Source organism: Streptomyces chumphonensis, from assembly GCF_014779715.1.
In the GTDB taxonomy this organism is placed as follows: domain Bacteria; phylum Actinomycetota; class Actinomycetes; order Streptomycetales; family Streptomycetaceae; genus Streptomyces; species Streptomyces chumphonensis.
In genome coordinates this window covers 73,596-91,373 of the sequence record NZ_JACXYU010000017.1, presented here as the reverse complement: position 1 = coordinate 91,373, position 17,778 = coordinate 73,596, and the positions used below count along the sequence as shown (strand labels likewise).

Below are 17,778 nucleotides of genomic sequence, written 5' to 3'. Positions count from 1 at the left end.
CTGTCCGCGACCGCCCGGACCAGGCGGCAGACGCCACGCACCGTCCCGTACGGCCGGGGCCACGCGTACAACCTCGCGGGGTTGCCGGGTGTCTGCTTGGGCAGCCGGTTCCGTACACACGTGCGGGACGGGCAAGCCGCCACAAGCGAGGGATGGACGCCGTGACCAACGCCGATGCCGAAGGCACCCCGGGGCCGGACCCCAAGGGGGGAGCGGACCCCGCCGGGGAGCGGGCGGAGGGGACGTCCGAGCCTTCCGGCGCGCGGTCCGACCGGCGCTGGCTGCGCTGGGCCGCCGTCGGCGCCGCGATCCTCGTCCTGGCCGCCACCGGCGTCGGCGCCTCGCTCTACCTCCGGTTCGACAACAACATCACCACCGACACCGGCACGGCCGAGATCCTGGAGCGCTACGAGGAGGAGCGGCCGGAGCCGGAGTCGCACGAGGCGAAGAACATCCTCATCATCGGCTCCGACAGCCGCAGCGGCGGCAACGGGAAGTACGGGGAGGACAGCGGCACGGCCCGCTCGGACACCGCGATCCTGCTCCACCTGGCCGCCGACCGGGAGAGCGCGACGGCCGTCTCCCTGCCGCGCGACCTCATGGTGACGATCCCCGGCTGCGTCAGCCGGCAGGGCGAGGTCGAGGAGGAGCAGTTCGCCCAGTTCAACTGGGCCTACCAGTTCGGCGGCGCCTCCTGCACGATCCGCACCGTCGAGGAGCTGACGGACATCCGCGTCGACCACCACATGGTCATCGACTTCAAGGGCTTCAAGGAGATCGTGAACGCGGTCGGCGGCGTGGAGGTCTGCCTGGCCGAGCCCGTCGTCGACCGGGACGCGAAGCTGGACCTCCCGGCCGGGCGGCAGACCCTCAAGGGGGAGGACGCCCTCGGCTACGTGCGCGCCCGGTACGCGCTGGGCAACGGCAGCGACACCCAGCGCATGACCCGGCAGCAGGAGTTCCTGGCCTCGCTGTTCCAGGAGGTGCGCAGCAACGGCGTCCTGATGAACCCGGCGAAGCTGGTCCCCGTGCTGGACTCGGCCACCTCCTCGATCACCGCCGACGAGGGCCTGAACTCGCTGACCGAGCTGTACGACCTCGTCCGCAGCGTGCGGGACCTGCCGGAGGAGGGGGTCGCCTTCCTCACCGTCCCGCGTCAGCCCTACAGCCAGAACCCCAACCGCGACGAACTCGTCCAGCCCGACGCCGACCGCCTCTTCGCCATGCTGCGCGAGGACCGCCCGGTCGACGTGTCCAACGACCCGAAGCCGGCCGAGGCCCGACCGGACGAACCGATCCAGGACGGCACGGGCGAGGACGTGCGCGGCGAGCCGTCCCCGTCCCCCACGTACGAGGGCTCCACCGCCGAGGAGGACAGCTGTGGCTGACGCCACGGAACCCACTGATCCCCTTGACCGTCTTTGCCCCGGGGTGCCGGATTCACCCCCCGCACATTTCGCCACCGGCATAGCTGGCCGCTGAACTGGGCGGATAGTGTGAGCGCTCAACTGACCGCCCGACACCGGAGCGCTCCGAGGGGAGAAGCGCGACCCGGGCAACGGAGGACTCACGCGACGTGGACGCGCAAGGCCGTGGGCACGCGGAGGACATCGACCCCGCGGACCAGTGGGTGTTCAACCCCCGGACGAACAGTTACGAGCTGCGCCTGACGTCGGGCGACGCCGCTCCCCACGCGGGCCGGGCGGCGACCCCGCCGTCCCCCCGCTCCGCCGAGGGGTCCGGAGCAGCGTCCGCCCCGGCCTCCGACCGCTCCACGCGCAGCCCGGCGGCGAGGCCGGGCGGGCCCGCGGGCCCCGGCGAGGACGACCGGCGGGTGCCGGGCCAGCGCTCGCGCCGCGCCCCCGGAGGGCCGGCCGAGGCCGGGCCGCGCAGCCGCCGCAAGCCCCGGCCCAAGAAGTCCGCCAGGAAGCGGGTGGTGCGCTGGGGCGGCGGCCTCGCGGCGCTGCTGGTGCTCTCCGGCTGCACCACGGCCTACCTGATCTACCAGGACTGGAACAACAACATCGACAAGGTGGACGTCGGCATCGACAACCCGGCCACCACCGACGGCCCGGTGAACATCCTGATCCTGGGAACCGACTCCCGCGCCGGTGAGGGCAACGGTTCCTACGGCGACGAGGACAGCGTCGGGCACGCGGACACCACACTCCTGCTGCACGTCTCCGAGGACCGCTCGAACGCGACGGCCCTGAGCATCCCCCGCGACATGCTCACCGACATCCCGGACTGCCCGACCAAGCAGCCGGACGGCACCGAGAAGACGATCCCGGGCGAGACGAACGTCCGGTTCAACGAGAGCCTCGGCCAGCACGGCCGCGACCCGGGCTGCACGTGGCGGACCGTCCAGCAACTGACCGGCGTGGAGATCAACCACTTCATGATGGCCGACTTCAACGCCGTCAAGGAGCTGTCCACCGCGGTCGGCGGCGTCGAGGTGTGCGTCGCCAAGGACATCGACGACCCCAAGTCGCACCTCAAGCTGAGCGCGGGCACCCACCGGGTGGCGGGCGAGCAGGCCCTGGCCTTCGTCCGCACCCGCAACAGCGTCGGCTTCGGCAGCGACCTCAGCCGCATCGAGCTCCAGCAGCAGTTCCTCGGCTCGATGTTCCGGCAGATGAAGTCGCGCGACACCCTGACCGACCCGGGCAAGGTCCTCGACCTCGCCGACGCCGCCACCAACGCGCTCACCGTGGACGAGGGCATCGGCTCGGTGAAGAAGCTCGCCGACCTGGCCCGCGACCTGTCCCGGGTCAACCCCGAGAACATCACCTTCACCACCGTGCCGGTGATCGACAACCCGGCCGAGAAGGTCAAGGCGACCGTCGTGCTCGACGAGGCCAAGGCCCGTCCGCTCTTCCGGATGATCAAGGAAGACAAGTCGCTGACCGAGACGAAGAAGAAGGACGACGACAAGCCCAAGGGGGAGCCGGTCGAGAAGGTCCCCGCCGCGCAGGTCCGGGTGGACGTGCTCAACGGCGGCGGACCGATCGGCGCCGCGCAGCAGACCGTGACGTGGTTGCAGAACCAGCAGGCCGTCCCGCTGTCCACGAACGCGGGCAACGCGGACGCCGAGCAGCCGGCGACGACGCTGACCTACGGCTCCGACCAGGCCGGGCAGGCCGCCACGCTGGCCGAGATGATGGGCCTGCCGAAGTCCGCCCTGAAGAAGCAGTCCGAGCCGGCCGGGGAGGGCGTCCCGATGCGGCTGGTCCTCGGCCCGGACTACGTCGCGGCCGGCACGCCGCTGGAGGCGCCCGACAAGGCGCCGGAGGGCGTGCAGAAGATCAACGGCGCGGACGAGGACGTCTGCGCGAAGTGAGCTGTGCCCGGACCGACGAGGGGGAGATCCGGTGCCACCGATCGAGAACGACGCCACGCCGCGCACGCGGCCGGCCGCAGCCGGCGGCGCGGGGGCGTCCGCGCTGCCCCGGCAGCGCGGCCCGGCCGGCGACGGCGGGGACGGCTCCGGCGGTCCACCCGGTGACGCCGGGCCCAGAGGCGTCGTCGGGCGCGTCCTGCGCTGGTCGGCGGGCGTGCTGTCGGTGCTCGTCCTCGTCACGGCCGGGGCGGGCTACCTCTGGTACGACGGGCTGAACGACAACCTCCGCAAGGAGGCGCTGCACCTGGGCGAGAACAAGCTCGACAGCAGCAAGCCGAACGCCGCGGGCCAGACGCCGCTGAACATCCTGCTGCTCGGCTCCGACAGCCGGAACTCCGACGAGAACGTCCGGCTCGGCGGGGCCCGTGCCGACCGGGGCCGACCGCCGCTGGCCGACGTGCAGATGCTGGTGCACCTGTCCGCCGACCGCAGCAACATGTCGGTGCTGTCCATACCGCGCGACACCCGGGTGGAGATCCCCCGGTGCACCGACCCGGACGACGGCGCCGTGTACCGGCAGCGCGTCGACAAGATCAACGCCAGTCTTCAGAACGGCGGCCCCGGCTGCACGGTCGCCACCTGGGAGAACCTGACCGGCATCCCCGTGGACCACTTCATGATGGTGGACTTCGCCGGGGTGGTGTCCATCGCGGACGCCGTGGGCGGGGTCCCGGTGTGCGTCGACGCGAACGTCCACGACCGTCGCTCGGGGCTGCGCCTGGAGAAGGGCGAGACGACCGTACGCGGCGAGCAGGCCCTCCAGTGGCTGCGCACCCGGCACGGCTTCGAGGACGGCAGCGACATCGGCCGCGCGAAGGCGCAGCACCTGTACATGTCCTCGATGGTCCGGCAGTTGAAGGCGGGCACCAAGCTCACCGACGTCGGGAAGCTGCGCAGGCTGGCGGAGGAGGCCACCGACGCGCTCACCGTCGACCACGGCCTGGACACCGTCGACAAGCTGTACGGCCTGGCCGAGGAGCTGAAGGAGGTCCCGGCCCGACGCATCACACTCGCCACGATGCCCTGGGTGTACTCCCCCGGCGGCAGCTACGTCCTGCCGCAGGAGGGGGACGCCGAACGGGTCTTCTCGATGATCCGCCGCGACATCGCCCTGGACGGCGAGGACGAGGGGAAGCCCGCCGCCGAGCCCTCCACCGAACCGGGCACCGCCGCCCCGGTGGACCCGGCCACCGTCACCGTCCGGGTCCTGAACGGGACCGGCACCGCGGGGCAGCCACCGGTGGGCGGACGGGCCGGGACCGTCGCGGCGGCACTCCAGACGGCCGGCTTCACCGGGGCCGTGGCCGAGGGCACGCCGCGCTCGCAGTGGGACACCGTCGTCAGCTACCCGCAGGACGTCCAGCGCACCGAGGCCCTCGCCGTGGCGAAGGCGCTCGGACTGCCCGACCACGCCGTGCGGCAGTCGTCGGGCGACCCCGGCGTCACCCTGACCGTGGGGGCCGACTGGCGGACGGGGTCGACGTACCCGTCCGCGTCCGACGCCGCGACGGCCGACGGGGGGACCGACGGAACCGACGACCCCGGCGGGGCGGGGGGCGACGAGCCGCCGGAGAACCTGGACGGCCTCAACGGCGAGGACGCGAGCGCCTGCATGCAGGTCAACCCGGGCGCCACCTGGTGACGCGCGGGGCCCTCACCGCGGCGGCCGACCCCCGATGACCCCGCGCCCGCCGAGCCGCCCCGGAAGGAGCACCCGCGCTCACCCCTCCAGCCGCGCGGCCACGTACACCTCCACCAGCCGGGTGAGGCCGTACATCGTGATCGCCAGGGCGGACAGGATCAGCAGCGTCGCGAACATGCCGACCGTGTCCGCGCCGCTGCGCTGGACCGCGAGCAGCTGCCCGAGCCCCTCGCCGCCCATGACGAACTCGCCGACGACCGCGCCGGTGGCCGAGAGCGTCACCCCGGTCCGGATGCCCGCGAGGACGCTCGGCAGCGCGAGGGGGAACTCGATGTGCCGCATCATCCGCCACGCCCCGACCCCGTCCACGCGCGCGGCGGCCAGCACCTCGCGGTCCACGCCGTGGATGCCCAGCATGGTGTTCACCATGATCGGGAAGAACACCATCAGCGCGCACAGCACGACGACCGGAAACACCCCGTACCCCATCCACAGCGCCAGCAACGGCGCGAGCGCCACGGCGGGTACGGCCTGCGTCGCCGCGACGTAGGGCTGGAAGGCGCGGGCCGCCAGCCGGCTCCGCGCCATCAGGTACCCCAGCGGGACGGCCACGGACGCGCCCAGCAGAACGCCGAGGAGGCTCTCCCTGAGCGTGGTGGCCGTGGCGTCCAGCAGGGTGCCGCGCGTGACGCCGGCCAGGAACTCACGGGCGATGTCCGAGGGCAGCGGAAGGAAGAACGGGGACACCGCGCCACCGCGGACCAGGGCCACCCACAGGGCCAGGATCAGCAGCCCCGGCACCAGCGGCGGGGCCAGCCTCAGCAACCCGCGTGACCGGGACGCCCGTCCCGCCGACCCACCCCTCGTCAACGCCCCTGCTCCCCTCGTCCCCGACCGTGCTCGGCGGGCGTCTCCACCCGGTCCGGTCCGGTGGCGCCCGGCACTTCGGCGTGATCCTGCCACACGGGCGCGGACCCCCTGGGCGCGGTGTTCCTGACCTCCCGTCGGTTATGGCACAGGTCACTTCGGCACGACGTCGGCGTGTGCCACACTCGCGCTCAGAGTGTTCGCGCGCTCCGGGGTCGGTGCAATTCCGAACCGGCGGTTACAGTCCGCGACCCGGCTGACTCCATCAGCCGGTTGACCTGGTGGAACTCCAGGACCGACGGTGAGAGTCCGGATGGTAGGCAGTGCGCGGCGACAAGGGACCGCTCCGGCGGCGAGGTCCGACGAGTTCGGCGACGCCCCGGAGCGGAACGTTGCTCGCTTCCCCCGGAACGGTGTCGACGCGCGGGGAGCGGGCCCTTTCGCCGTCCTCTCCCCCGGCGTCGTGCACCGTCCACCGAGGCAGACCGGACCAGGTCTGTCACGTGGCCGCGTTCTCGCACCTCCGCATCGGCTCCCACCCGATGCGGGTCGATTCCGACGGCAGGAGAGTGCATGGCAACGGCACAGATCAACTCGGTTCCGTGGCACGGCGAGGACGGCGAGGCATGAGGACGACGTCAGCCGACCGGCACCGCCCGCGCAGGCGCACCCGCACGCTCCTTCTCACGCTCGCGCTCCTCGGCACGGCCGCACTCGCCGGTTGCGGAGACCCTGACGGGACCTCGGGCGACAAGGGCGGGCAGGGCCCCTTGACGGTCGGGCTCACCTACGTGCCCAACATCCAGTTCGCCCCGTTCTACGTCGCCGAGTCCCTCGGCTACTACGAGGACGCCGGGCTGGAGGTGAAGCTGAAGCACCACAGCTTCAGCGAGCCCCAGTTCGGTGCCCTCAGCGCGGGCGAGGAGGACGTGGTGTACGCGGGCGGCGACGAAATGCTCCAGGCTCGTTCGAAGGGCGTCTCCGTCGTCGATGTGGCCACCCTTTACCACGAGTACCCGGTGGCCGTGATGGTCCCGAAGGACTCCCCGGTGAAGGAGGCCGCCGACCTGGAGGGCCGCACCATCGGCACGCCCGGCCCCTTCGGCGAGACCTACTTCGGTCTGCTGGCCGTGCTCAAGAGCGCCGGGCTGTCCGAGTCCGACGTGAAGGTGCAGCACATCGGCTTCACCCAGCAGGCCGCACTCGCGGGCGGCAAGGTGGACGCGGTGACCGGCTACCTCAACAACGACGCCGTGCAGTTCGCCCGTTCCGGCGTCGACGTCCGCACCATCGCGCCGGCCGGGGAGGACGCATCCCTGCCGCTGGTGGCCGCCGGCCTCGGCGCGTCGGAGGACGTCACGAGCGACCGCCCGCAGGACCTCAAGGCGCTCGTCGCCGCGACGCTCAAGGGCGTCCAGTACACGATCGACCATCCGGAGAAGGCGGTCGAACTGAGCGCCGAGTTCGTGCCCGGCCTGGAGGACCCGAAGAAGCGGAAGGACGCCCTGGCGGTGCTGGAGGCCACCGTTCCGCTCATGGAGAACCACGACGGCTCACCGGGCCGCAACGACCCGGCCGCATGGGAACGCATGGCTGACTTCATGCACTCCCACGACCTGCTGTCCGAACCGGTACCGGCCGAGGAGGCGTTCGACAACTCCTTCCTGCCCTGACGGGCGGTCGCCCCGGCACGTCCGGGACGCGACGGCTCGCGGGCACCGTCATGCGACGCGAGGGGAGGCCTCCCCGTCCTTCAGAGGCTTCCCCTCTTCGTCGCCTCCGTGCCGAGCACCGTCGGAGGGACGGTTCAGGCAGTGCCCAGGTCACCGTCCCTGACCGCCGCCACGAACCCGGCCCAGCCTGCGGGCGAGACCCGGAGAGCCGTCCGCCGGGGCTCCTTGCTGTCCCGGACGGCCACCACACCCAGCGCCGCAGCGTGCGCAGGCGCCCACTCGACGCAGTTCCCGCCGTCCGATGTGCTGTAGGAGGACTTCACCCACTCGACGGCGCTGAGATTCCGGTCAGTCCTCATGGCATGTACTCCCTGCACACAGTCTCGATGAAGGCCAGCGATTCGTCCGGAGGCAGCGCGTGCGCCCGCAGCCGATCGTAGTGTTGCAGGTTAATCGCAACGGTTGACCCGTTGCGGTACAACCTGCCGCCCTGCGGATCGCCCGCGTACAGCACCGCAGGCTCGTCCTCGAAGGTCAGCAGAACGAACGGACCGCTATGGGCAGCCGCCGCGCCCGCCGCGTACGGGATCACCTGAATGTCCGTCCCCGGCATGGCCGCTGACCGCACAAGGTGCTCAAGCTGAGCCGCCATCACCGAGCGTCCACCCACTTCCGTGCGCAGGCAAGCCTCATGGAGGACAACCCAAAGCTTCGGTGGGAGGGTGCGGTTCAACACTTCCCGCCGCCGAAGCCTGGCGGTCACCTTGCCGTGAATCACCTCGTCGGACTCATGTGGGTGACCGGCACGGAAGATGGCCCGTGCGTACTCCTCGGTCTGGAGCAGCCCCATGATCGCCGTGGCCGAGAAGTCCAGGACCTGAAGTGCCTTCTGTTCCAACTGGACGTAGGGCACGAACTGGGCCGGATGGTCGCCCTCTTCAAGATGATGGAGCATGCCGCTGAAGAGGCCGTTGGTCCCGAAGGCTCGGTCGCACCCGCTGGCGAACTTCTTGCTGGGCAGCAGCTTCCCCGACTCGACCTGACTCACGTACGACTCGGAGTAGCCGGTGGCCTTGCCGAGTTGCTTCTGCGTGAGCTTGCGTCCGAGACGTACGCGTCTCACATCCGCCCCGAAGCGTTCAAGTGGACTCAGAGGTCCGCTGAAGTTCTCCGAGGACATCGACTGATTCAACGCCGTGGCCTCCAGGTTTGACGTCGCAACCCCATGCCGGGGCACCCATGGACTTCAACAATCACGCTGAAGTGTCCACATCCTACGCAGCGTTGCGTTGTCATGGTGACGAACTCAGCACGGACCGTGCCTGGCAGGCGCAGCCGCCGGGCCAGACCATCGGAGCGACCATGACTGTTCGGCAGGCAACAGGCGCCCTCGGGGTAACTGGTACGCCGTCCCGACGTCTCCCCGCTCCCCCGGTGGCCCGTCTTGAAGCAGGCAGGGCGGAGCGTTGAAGGACGAGGCACAGAAACCTGCTGCCGAGCAGGACCGTGACGAGCCCGCCGAAGACGGCCTCGTCAGGGTCCCCACCCTGGCGGAACTGAACGAGCGGCGCGAAGCCCTGAACGCGCGGGTCACGGATCACTTCAACCTGTTGAAGGGGCGGCGATGCGAGAGGTGCACGGGGTGCGCCGGTTCACCGTGGAAGCGGACGTGGAGCCCGACGCGGAGCCGTCCACGGTGGTGATGCAGTGCGTGGTGTGCGGGAAGTCCGGCCCGGCCGTGGAACTGTCTCGGCCGTGCGCGCCCGCTTCGCGGGAGGCCGCACGGCCCTCGGCGGCGGGGTGGGTGCGGGAGCACCGGAAGACGAACCGGGAGCACTTCACCTACCGCCTGGTGGAGACCCACCCTTACCGGCTGGTTCCCGGGGGTTGGCTGTGACGACGGTCCACGACGGCTACTGGTGCGAGACGATGGCCCGGAGCCCGGGGGCCGAGGGGGAATGGATACTCGGCGGCTACCGGGCCGGCACGCCACGTCTGGCGCTGCGGTGGCTCCGGAACCAGGCCCGCCGCCTGTCCGACGCCCTGGACCCGCTTCCCGACCGTGGCCCGTTCCCGCCGGGTGCTGTGCGGCCGGCCGATCCCCGCGCACCGAATCCGGGGCGGATCTTCCGGGAGTGGCTGGCCGATCTGCGCTTTCACGAAGTGCAGTTGGCAGCCCTGGCGAACGGTCGGCATATCAGCGTCAACGCCGGGGGCCCGGATCGCGTATGGGGGTGGTGTGACGCGGATGTCTTCTACTCGCTGTCCTGTCGACCGATCACACTCGACGTCCTGACCGACCGAACAGAGGCGGACCCCCAGCACGCGCACCCCTGACAGACTCCCGCCCCCACTGGGAATGAACCACGCACCTCCCAAGCCACGCCCCCGGTAGGGACGGGTCAAGCTTCCCGCTCCGCGAGAGCGGGAAGAAAAGCACTCCCAGCACCGAAAAGAAGGGCAAGAAGTGGACACAGCAACGCTCGAAGACCAGGCCGGACCAGGTCTGGCTCTGGATCGCCCGGAAAGCCGGTTCGCGCTCGACCGGGGGACCGCAGCGGCGCTTCCCGATCTGACTGATCACACGGGCCCTGCCCCGCTGGCCTTCCGGTTCCTCACGACGGTCACGGAGTCGGGCGGCGTCCTACCGTGCGATATCGAGTACGACGAGGAGACGCAGACCGGCACGTACGAGGGACTTCCGCCGGGTGTCTTCATGACGAAGAACCCACCGAAGACCTACGGGCCGACCCAGCCGTCAGGACAGATGGACGCACCCGACGACCCGGGACCGAGTGACGACTGATGACCGGAGCCGGAACAGTCCTCGTACTGGCAGGCCGTTTTGACCCGACGGCGGACCTGGTGATCGAGGAGCTGAACCGGCGTGCCGTGCCCCTGTTCCGGGTCGACATGGCAGAGTTCCCGCTGAGGCTGGCGCTGTCCGCCGGCCTCAGCCGGGACGGCTGGCACGGCACGCTCAGTACAAGCCGCCGGACGCTGGACTTGGCGGCGGTTCGCTCCGTCTACTACCGCAGGCCGACCCGCCCGCGCTTCCCAGAGGGCATGTCGTCAGCAGCCCGCAAGGTGGCCGAGCGGGAGGCGCGCCTGGGCTTCGGAGGCCTACTCGCTGCCCTCCCGTGCCGGTGGCTCCCTCCGCCCGGCAAGGCCGCAGACGCCGAGTACAAACCTCTTCAGCTTCGCATCGCCGCCGAATCGGGACTGAGCGTGCCGCGAACGCTCATCACCAACCAGCCCAGCGCGGCAGAACGCTTCTCGGGAGCAGTGGCGGGCGCCGTGATCTACAAGCCCTTCTCACACGTCCGGGGCGTCGTCAACGATCACTCCGCGGCCGTCTACACCAGCATCGTCGACCCCGAGGACCTCTGTCGTAGTGATATCGCCACAACGGCCCATCTCTTTCAAGAGTGGGTTCCCAAAGCATACGAAGTGAGGCTGACAGCAGTTGCGGGCAGAATCTTCGCAGCTGAGATTCATGCTGACTCCGACGCGGGTCACGTTGACTGGAGAAGTGACTACGAGAGTCACAGCTATGCGGTATGCGATCCCCCGGCGTCGGTAGCGGCTGGTGTTCTGCGGATGCTGCAACGGCTGGAGTTGCCTTACGGGGCTTTCGACTTCGTCGTCACACCCGATGGCGACTGGCATTTTCTGGAAGTGAACCCCAGCGGCCAGTTCGGGTTCGTGGAACAAGCAACCGGATTGCCCATTACGGCCGCCATCGCTGACTACCTGGAAGGAAAAGGGTGGTGACTCACCCCGTCGAGGACAACGCTCAGCACATCGAAGCACGCGTACGTCTGGTGCGGAGCATGGATCAAGGGGGTGTCGTTCTCTCCTCCCGCTTGGCGGAAGCCTTCCTCAACACGCCCCGCCATCCCTTCGTTCCCGTCTTCTACCGCAGGGAGGCCGACACGTTCGTTGCGTGGCGCAGCACGGACGGCGATGCCTCCGCGTGGCTGTCCCAGGTGTACGCGGATGACTCGCTCATCACCGAAGTGGACGGCCTGCATGCCGAAGACGCGGGCTCGGGCGCTGTCACGGGTGCCCCCACGTCGTCTTCGACGGCACCCGGCCTCATGGCCGACATGCTCGACGCCCTCGACGTGCGAGAGGGCACGCGTGTCCTGGAAGTGGGGACCGGTACCGGATACAACGCAGCGTTGCTCTGCCACCTGGCAGGGGCGGAGAACGTCACCACGGTGGACCACTCCGCTGCTCTGGCGAGCATGGCTCGGGGCCGGCTGGACGCCCTGGGGCTGCGACCGGACGTTGTCTGCGAGGACGGGGAGAAGGGCCTTCCCTCCCGTGCTCCCTTCGACAGAATCATCGCCACCTGTTCCGTGCGCCGCGTTCCACCTGCCTGGTTCGACCAGTGCGCCACGGGCGGAATCATGGTCGTACCCCTCAAGGGGACCCTGGCGGGGGGCATGCTGGCCCGGCTCAAGAAGTTGCCCGACGGCACCGCAGCCGGTCACATCCTGCACACACCTGCGGCCTTCATGCCGCTTCTCTCCGGGGCGCAGTCGCCCCCGGGCATTCCGGAGCCGACGGGCGGGGAGAGACGGGAGTCGATTCTTTCCGGCAGCGTGCTGGACGACTGGACCTTCTCCTTCTTCGCCCAGCTTCACATGGGCCCGAGCACCGTCCGAGAGTTCTCCCGAGAGCAGGACGGCACGCACGTCACGACGTTGTTCGACGGCCGGGACAGATCCCTTGCCCGGGTGACCGACACACCGGACGGACCCGGCGCACAGGTCCAGGTGTCAGGCCCCCGAGACCTCTGGGCACCTGTCGAGCGAGCCCACGCGACGTGGCTGGCCCTCAACCGCCCCCGGCGTGAATGGTTCACCATCACCGCCGGCCCGCAAGGTCAGACCGTCGCGTACATCGATCCCAGCTCCACGGTGCACCACTGGACGCTGTGACCACAGCCGAACGGCCCCCGGCGCGGCGCCGGGGGCCGTTCGGCTGAGGCACGTCACGGGGTGGACGCCCCGAGCCGGTGCCGGCCTGGGAGAACCCGCCCTACGGCAGGTTGCGGGCCATGACGATGCGCTGGACCTGGTTGGTGCCCTCGTAGATCTGGGTGATCTTCGCGTCGCGCATCATGCGCTCCAGCGGGTAGTCACGGGTGTAGCCGTAGCCGCCGAGGAGCTGGACGGCGTCGGTGGTGATCTCCATGGCGGCGTCCGAGGCGTAGCACTTGGCCGCCGCGCCGTAGAAGGTGAGGTCCTCGCCCTTGCCGTCGGCGCCGAGCGCGACGCGCTCGGAGCGGGCGGCGGCGGCGTAGGTGAGCTGCCGCGCGGCCTCCAGCTTCATGGCCATGTCGGCCAGCATGAACTGGACGCCCTGGAAGTCGCCGATGGGCTTGCCGAACTGCTTGCGCTCCCGCACGTAGCCCTTGGCGTAGTCCAGGGCGCCCTGGGCGACGCCGAGGGCCTGGGCGGCGATGGTGATGCGGGTGTGGTCGAGCGTCGCCATCGCGGTGGCGAAGCCGGTGCCCTCGGCGCCGATCATGCGGTCGGCGGGGATGCGGACGTTGTCGAGGTAGACCTCGCGCGTCGGGGAGCCCTTGATGCCGAGCTTCTTCTCGGGGGCGCCGAAGGACACGCCCTCGTCGCCCTTCTCCACGACGAAGGCGGAGACGCCGCCGCGCGTCTTCTTCTCCGGGTCGGTGACGGCCATCACCGTGTAGTAGTCGGAGACGCCGGCGTTGGTGATCCAGCGCTTGACGCCGTTGAGGACGTAGGCGTCGCCGTCCCGCACGGCGCGGGTCTTCATGCCGCCGGCGTCGGAGCCCGCGTCGGGCTCGCTGAGGCAGTAGGAGAACATCGCGTCGCCCTTGGCGAGCGGGCCGAGGTACTTCGCCTTCAGGTCCTCGGAGCCGGAGAGGATCACCGGCAGGGAGCCCAGCTTGTTGACGGCCGGGATGAGGGAGGAGGAGCAGCACACGCGGGCCACTTCCTCGATGACGATGCAGGTCGCCAGGGCGTCGGCGCCGGCGCCGCCGTAGGACTCGGGGACGTGCACGGCGTGCAGGTCGTTCGCGACGAGGGCGTCGAGCGCTTCCTGCGGGAAGCGGGCCTCCTCGTCCACCGCCGTGGCGAAGGGGGCGATCTTCGCCTCGGCGAGCGAGCGCACCGAGTCGCGGAGCATGTCGTGCTCTTCGGACGGCCGGTACAGGTCGAAATCAGCGGCTCCCGCCACGGTGGCTCACTCCCCTGGAGATGCGTTGCTAACTACCGTTAAGTAACCCAATTCTAAGGGGCCCGGGGCTCGGAGGTACAGGTGAGCTTGCCGACAGTCACACAACCGGCCCGGCTATGCTCGGGCGGGTTCCGTCCACACCCTCAGGAGTACCCGCATGGCCCCCAGGATCACCGTGATCGGCACCGGATACCTCGGTGCCACGCACGCCGCCGCCATGGCCGACCTCGGGTTCGAGGTGCTGGGCCTGGACGTGGTGCCGGAGAAGATCGAGATGCTGTCCCGGGGCCGGGCGTCGATCTACGAGCCCGGGCTGGAGGAGCTGCTGGCGCGCCACGTGCAGGGCGTCGAGGGGTCCTCCGGGCGACTGCGCTTCACCACCTCCTACGCGGAGGTGGCGGAGTTCGGCGACATCCACTTCGTCTGCGTGCACACACCGCAGCGGCACGGCGAGTACGCCTGCGACATGAGCTACGTCGACGCGGTGATCGAGACGCTGGCGCCGCTGCTGACGCGGCCGGCGCTCGTCGTCGGCAAGTCGACGGTGCCGGTGGGCAGCGCCGACCGGCTGGCCGCGCGCCTCGCCGAGCTGGCGCCCGTGGGGGCGGAGGCCGAGCTCGCCTGGAACCCGGAGTTCCTGCGGGAGGGGTTCGCCGTCCAGGACACGCTGCACCCCGACCGGATCGTCGCGGGGCTGCGCTCGGAGCGGGCGGAGCAGCTGCTGCGGACGGTCTACGCGCAGCCGATCGGCGAGGGCTCGCCCTTCGTCGTGACCGACTTCGCGACCGCCGAACTGGTCAAGACGGCGGCGAACTCCTTCCTGGCGACCAAGATCTCCTTCATCAACGCCATGGCCGAGGTGTGCGAGGCGGCCGACGGCGACGTGGTGAAGCTGGCGGAGGCCATCGGGCACGACGAACGCATCGGCTCGAAGTTCCTGCGGGCGGGGATCGGCTTCGGCGGCGGCTGCCTGCCCAAGGACATCCGCGCCTTCATGGCCCGCGCGGGCGAGCTGGGTGCCTCGCAGGCGCTGACGTTCCTGCGTGAGGTCGACTCCATCAACATGCGTCGGCGCGGCCACATGGTGGAGCTGACGCGGGACGCCGTCGGGGGGACGCTGCTGGGCCGGCGCGTCGCGGTGCTGGGTGCGACGTTCAAGCCGGACTCCGACGACGTCCGGGACTCCCCCGCGCTCAACGTGGCCGGGCAGTTGCATCTCCAGGGCGCACAGGTCACCGTCTACGACCCGAAGGGCATGGACAACGCCCGGGCCATCTTCCCCACGCTCCGGTACGCGTCGGGCGCGCTGGAGGCCGTGCGCGGGGCGGACGTGGTGCTGCACCTGACGGAGTGGCGGGAGTTCCGCGAGCTGGACCCGGAGCGGCTGGCCGAGGAGGTCGCCGTGCGGCACATCCTGGACGGCAGAAACGCGCTGGACCCGGCGGTGTGGCGCAAGGCAGGCTGGACGTTCCGGGCGCTGGGACGTCCCACCGCCTGAGACCGGACCCCTGACGACGGGAGCACGCCCCCATGGCCATCGCCGCCTTCGGAGTGACCGCGCTGGACTGTCCCGATCCGCGCGCCCTGGCCGCCTTCTACGGCGCGGTGCTGGACTGGGAGATCGCCGAGGACAGCGAGGAGGAGTGGGTCGAGCTCGTCGACGCCGAGGGGCAGCGGCGGCTGGCCTTCCAGCGGTCGGAGGGGTACCGGCCGCCGCGGTGGCCGTCCACCGAGCACCCCCAGCAGCTGCACCTGGACTTCGACGTGCCCCGCGAGCGGCTGGACGAGGCCGAACGGGCGGTGCTGGAGCTGGGGGCGACGCTGCTGGAGGGGGACGGCGGCGGGCAGCGGGACTGGCGGGTCTACGCCGACCCGGTCGGGCACCCCTTCTGCCTCTGCGCCTGCTGAGGCGGAGGCCGGACCGCGCCGGGAGGGTCGGACCGCGCCGACGGTCCGACCCTCCCGGCGCCCGGCGTCAGCCGTCGCCCTTGACCGTCACCTTCTCGTCGTTCCGCAGCTGCCGCATGAGCGGCTTCACGCGCTCCATGTCCCACTTGAGCGCGGAGGCGCCGTTCGGGGCCGTGAAGGGCCCTTCGATCGGCATGTTCATCTGGGTGCCCTCGCCGCCGCTCAGTCCCTTCATGGCCCAGAACATCGAGGCCAGGTCGAAGAGGCTCATGTCCTTGTCGACGATCAGCGAGTCCATGCCGGCGCCGATGGTCGGGTAGAGCCGGAAGGGGTTGAGGACGGTGGCCGGGGTGGCGCTCTCCTTGGCGAGGGCGGCCAGGAACTTCTGCTGGTTCTGGGTACGGCCGAGGTCGCCGCCCGCGACGTTGTAGCGGTTGCGGACGAAGGCGAGGGACTCGGCGCCGTCCAGGTCGTGGCAGCCCTTGGCGAAGTCGGCCCCGGAGTTCTTGTCCTTGACGGGCTCCTCGAAGCACATCTCGACGCCGCCGAGGGCGTCGACGAGGTTGGCGAAGCCGCCCAGGCCGATCTCCGCGTAGTGGTCGATGCGCAGCCCGGTGTTGTACTCCACGGTCCTGACCAGCAGCTCCGGGCCTTCGATGGAGAACGAGGCGTTGAGTTTCTGGGCCTGCGCCGGTATGCGGTTGCCGGACTCCGAGCCGGTGAACTCGGGGATCGTGACCCAGGAGTCGCGCGGGAGGCTGATGAGGCTGTTCCCGTTGTCGCCGACGTGCAGGATCATCATCGAGTCGGTGCGCTTGCCCTCGGCGGAGCCGGTGCGCAGGCGGTCCCGGTCCTCCTCGCTCAGACCGGCGCGGCTGTCGGAGCCGACGATCAGGTAGTTCGTGCCCTCGCCGGGCTCCGGCCGGTCCTCGACGGCGGACAGGTCGACCTCGCGCCGCATCTTGGAGTCGGCCCAGAGGTACGTGCCCACGCTGATCACCAGCAGGGCGACGAGGAGGGTGATCAGCCCCACCTTGACGCGGCGGCCCCGGTTCGGCCGGGGGCGCGGCGCTCCGGCCGGGCCCGCGCCGTAGCCACCGGAGCCGGCGCCGTGGGAGCGGTCCGGTTCCCGGCCGTGGCCGGCGTCGTAGGTGGACGGCGCCCCGTAGGCGGGCCCGGCGTCGTGTCCGCCGGCCGCCTGGGACGGGACGGGAGCGCCCCGCACCGTCCGCATGACGCGGGCGCTCTCGGGTTCGGCACTGCCTGCGCCGCGGCCGTAGCGGTCGCGGTCTCCGGTCCATCCCTGGGGCCAGTCGCTCATGCGAGTGAGTGTGCCCTGTGGGCCGCCCGGGCGACACACCCGGGCACAGAACAGGGCCACGGCTGTAGCGGTTTCGATGCATTCGCGGACGAGCCGCCGTCCCGCGGTGGCCCGCGGTCGCCCACGGTGGCCCACGGTCCGCCCGGGGGACGGACCGTAGGGTGGCGGTATGACCGATCCAGAGCAGGCCGCCGCCGAGAGCGAGCTCGCGGCGAAGCCGACCTCGGCCTCACGCACCACGCTGAGCCACATCATGACGCACAACGACACCAACCTCCTCGGCACCGTGCACGGTGGCGTGATCATGAAGCTGGTGGACGACGCCGCCGGGGCGGTGGCGGGGCGTCACTCGGAGGGCCCGGCGGTGACCGCGTCGATGGACGAGATGGTCTTCCTGGAGCCGGTCCGCGTCGGCGACCTCGTGCACGTGAAGGCGCAGGTCAACTGGACCGGTCGGACCTCGATGGAGGTCGGCGTGCGGGTGCTCGCCGAGCGCTGGAACGAGTCCTCCGCCGCGACGCAGGTCGGTACGGCCTACCTCGTCTTCGCGGCGGTCGACACGGAGGGCAAGCCCCGGCCCGTGCCGCCGGTCATGCCCCAGACCGAGCGGGACCGGCGGCGCTACCAGGAGGCGCACATCCGCCGCACCCACCGTCTCGCGCGCCGCCGCGCCATCCGCGAGCTGCGCCGGCGGCGGGAGTCGGAGGGCCTGCGCGACGAGTGACGCGGGCGGCGG

General features: G+C 70.7%; 17 protein-coding genes and 1 riboswitch. Of the genes, 12 read left to right on the top strand and 5 right to left on the bottom strand.

Annotated features, from left to right (window positions below; genetic code table 11):
* Positions 1-152: 152 nt before the first annotated feature.
* The 3 genes from IF129_RS23590 (at position 153) to IF129_RS23580 (ending at position 5,042) form a co-directional block, all read left to right on the top strand.
* On the top strand, positions 153-1,388 hold the full coding sequence (locus IF129_RS23590; RefSeq protein WP_381480998.1) for an LCP family protein: 1,236 nt from the start codon (positions 153-155) through the stop codon (positions 1,386-1,388).
* Between the two features lie 188 nt (positions 1,389-1,576).
* Positions 1,577-3,340 (top strand): LCP family protein, encoded by a 1,764-nt coding sequence (locus tag IF129_RS23585; protein ID WP_191211823.1) that lies wholly within the window; start codon positions 1,577-1,579, stop codon positions 3,338-3,340.
* A 31-nt stretch (positions 3,341-3,371) separates the two neighbouring features.
* Positions 3,372-5,042, top strand: a complete 1,671-nt coding sequence (locus IF129_RS23580) for an LCP family protein (RefSeq protein WP_318153910.1) — start codon at positions 3,372-3,374, stop codon at positions 5,040-5,042.
* Positions 5,043-5,120: 78 nt separating this feature from the next.
* Here the strand turns inward: IF129_RS23580 and IF129_RS23575 are convergent, their stop codons facing one another.
* Positions 5,121-5,867, bottom strand: coding sequence for an ABC transporter permease (locus tag IF129_RS23575; protein WP_224755465.1), 747 nt, complete (start codon positions 5,865-5,867; stop codon positions 5,121-5,123).
* A 242-nt stretch (positions 5,868-6,109) separates the two neighbouring features.
* A riboswitch (FMN riboswitch) is annotated at positions 6,110-6,240 on the top strand.
* Positions 6,241-6,535: 295 nt separating this feature from the next.
* Between IF129_RS23575 and IF129_RS23570 the strand changes: the two genes are divergently transcribed.
* Positions 6,536-7,582 (top strand): ABC transporter substrate-binding protein, encoded by a 1,047-nt coding sequence (locus IF129_RS23570; RefSeq protein WP_191211822.1) that lies wholly within the window; start codon positions 6,536-6,538, stop codon positions 7,580-7,582.
* 134 nt (positions 7,583-7,716) lie between these two features.
* Here the strand turns inward: IF129_RS23570 and IF129_RS23565 are convergent, their stop codons facing one another.
* Together IF129_RS23565 and IF129_RS23560 are read right to left on the bottom strand one after the other, a co-directional pair.
* Positions 7,717-7,941, bottom strand: a complete 225-nt coding sequence (locus IF129_RS23565) for a DUF397 domain-containing protein (protein ID WP_191211821.1) — start codon at positions 7,939-7,941, stop codon at positions 7,717-7,719.
* Positions 7,938-8,762 carry a helix-turn-helix domain-containing protein gene (locus IF129_RS23560; RefSeq protein ID WP_191211820.1) on the bottom strand — a complete coding sequence of 275 codons (825 nt, stop codon included), beginning with the start codon at positions 8,760-8,762 and terminating at the stop codon, positions 7,938-7,940. The genes IF129_RS23565 and IF129_RS23560 overlap by 4 nt, the downstream gene beginning before the upstream one ends.
* Before the next feature lie 444 nt (positions 8,763-9,206).
* On the opposite strand from IF129_RS23560, the gene IF129_RS23555 reads away from it, so the two are divergent.
* The 5 genes from IF129_RS23555 (at position 9,207) to IF129_RS23535 (ending at position 12,531) form a co-directional block, all read left to right on the top strand.
* The gene (locus IF129_RS23555) at positions 9,207-9,479 is read left to right on the top strand and encodes a DUF7848 domain-containing protein (RefSeq protein ID WP_191211819.1); all 273 of its coding nucleotides are present in this window, start codon (positions 9,207-9,209) and stop codon (positions 9,477-9,479) included.
* Positions 9,476-9,919 (top strand): hypothetical protein, encoded by a 444-nt coding sequence (locus IF129_RS23550; RefSeq protein WP_191211856.1) that lies wholly within the window; start codon positions 9,476-9,478, stop codon positions 9,917-9,919. The genes IF129_RS23555 and IF129_RS23550 overlap by 4 nt, the downstream gene beginning before the upstream one ends.
* Positions 9,920-10,049: 130 nt before the next feature.
* Positions 10,050-10,388 (top strand): hypothetical protein, encoded by a 339-nt coding sequence (locus IF129_RS23545; RefSeq protein WP_318153909.1) that lies wholly within the window; start codon positions 10,050-10,052, stop codon positions 10,386-10,388.
* Positions 10,388-11,356 carry an ATP-grasp ribosomal peptide maturase gene (gene tgmB, locus IF129_RS23540; RefSeq protein WP_191211818.1) on the top strand — a complete coding sequence of 323 codons (969 nt, stop codon included), beginning with the start codon at positions 10,388-10,390 and terminating at the stop codon, positions 11,354-11,356. Before IF129_RS23545 ends, tgmB begins: the two co-directional genes overlap by 1 nt.
* Positions 11,353-12,531: a methyltransferase domain-containing protein gene (locus tag IF129_RS23535; RefSeq protein WP_318153908.1), complete on the top strand. Its 1,179-nt coding sequence runs from the start codon at positions 11,353-11,355 to the stop codon at positions 12,529-12,531. Before tgmB ends, IF129_RS23535 begins: the two co-directional genes overlap by 4 nt.
* A 100-nt stretch (positions 12,532-12,631) precedes the next feature.
* Here IF129_RS23535 and IF129_RS23530 read toward each other — a convergent pair whose 3' ends face one another.
* Complete coding sequence (locus IF129_RS23530) at positions 12,632-13,813, bottom strand: acyl-CoA dehydrogenase family protein (RefSeq protein WP_191211817.1); 1,182 nt, start codon at positions 13,811-13,813, stop codon at positions 12,632-12,634.
* Positions 13,814-13,970: 157 nt separating this feature from the next.
* On the opposite strand from IF129_RS23530, the gene IF129_RS23525 reads away from it, so the two are divergent.
* The gene (locus IF129_RS23525; RefSeq protein WP_191211816.1) at positions 13,971-15,311 is read left to right on the top strand and encodes a UDP-glucose dehydrogenase family protein; all 1,341 of its coding nucleotides are present in this window, start codon (positions 13,971-13,973) and stop codon (positions 15,309-15,311) included.
* Positions 15,312-15,343: 32 nt separating this feature from the next.
* Positions 15,344-15,721, top strand: coding sequence for a VOC family protein (locus tag IF129_RS23520; protein ID WP_191211815.1), 378 nt, complete (start codon positions 15,344-15,346; stop codon positions 15,719-15,721).
* Positions 15,722-15,788: 67 nt separating this feature from the next.
* Here IF129_RS23520 and IF129_RS23515 read toward each other — a convergent pair whose 3' ends face one another.
* Entirely contained in the window at positions 15,789-17,042 is a 1,254-nt protein-coding gene (locus IF129_RS23515) for an LCP family protein (protein ID WP_191211814.1), read from the bottom strand.
* A gap of 169 nt (positions 17,043-17,211) precedes the next feature.
* On the opposite strand from IF129_RS23515, the gene IF129_RS23510 reads away from it, so the two are divergent.
* Positions 17,212-17,766, top strand: a complete 555-nt coding sequence (locus IF129_RS23510) for an acyl-CoA thioesterase (protein WP_191211813.1) — start codon at positions 17,212-17,214, stop codon at positions 17,764-17,766.
* Positions 17,767-17,778 lie beyond the last annotated feature (12 nt).